General features: G+C 59.0%; 1 protein-coding gene. It reads right to left on the reverse strand.

Annotation, left to right across the window (positions count from 1 at the left end; genetic code table 11):
• Window positions 1–768, reverse strand: a 768-nt coding sequence (locus tag ACYVJM_RS32120) for a M1 family aminopeptidase (protein WP_461152214.1), incomplete at both ends; no start/stop codon positions are given.

The following is a 768-nucleotide window of genomic DNA, read 5'->3' on the forward strand; positions in this document are numbered from 1 at the left end:
CATCTTCCAGGGTGCGGAAGAAGTCGGCGGGTTCGGGGGACTTGAAGGCCCACCGGCGGGCGTACTCTTTGAAGGCGTAGTCGAAGAGTTCGCGGCCCATGACCGTCTCGCGCAGGATGTTCAGCGCTGTAGCCGGTTTGCTATACGCGTTCGGGCCAAATGTATTTCTCGGAATATTGTCCGAGCTGCTCATGATGGGTACCTGCTGGGTCGAATCGAGCCGCATGTAAGGGACAATACCTTGCGGGGTAATGCCGCGGGCAGGGTAATCGGCGTCCCACTCCAGACTGGCCAGCCCATCGAGGAAGCTGTTGAGGCCTTCATCCATCCAGGACCACTGCCGCTCATCGGAGTTGACGATCATGGGGAAGAAGTTGTGCCCTACTTCGTGGATGATCACGCCAATAAGGCCATTCTTTGTACCTACTGAATACGTGCCGTCCGCTTCGGGGCGGGCACCGTTGAAGCTAATCATCGGATACTCCATGCCACCCACCGGGCCGTGAACCGAGTAGGCCACCGGATAAGGATAAGCGATCGTCCGACGCGAATACGAGCGCAGCGTGTGGGCTACCAGCCGGGTCGAGTACTGCCCCCAGAGGGGGTTGCCTTCCTTGGGGTAGAGCGACATGGCCCATACTCGCTTGCCTTCTACATTCGGGTTCAGGGCATCCCAGATGAACTTGCGGCTGCTGGCGAAAGAGAAGTCACGGACGTTGTCGGCTTTGAAGACCCAGGTTTTGGTGCCGGTGGGCTTGCCCTTCTCGG

The sequence above is a fragment of the Spirosoma pulveris genome (assembly GCF_054781875.1).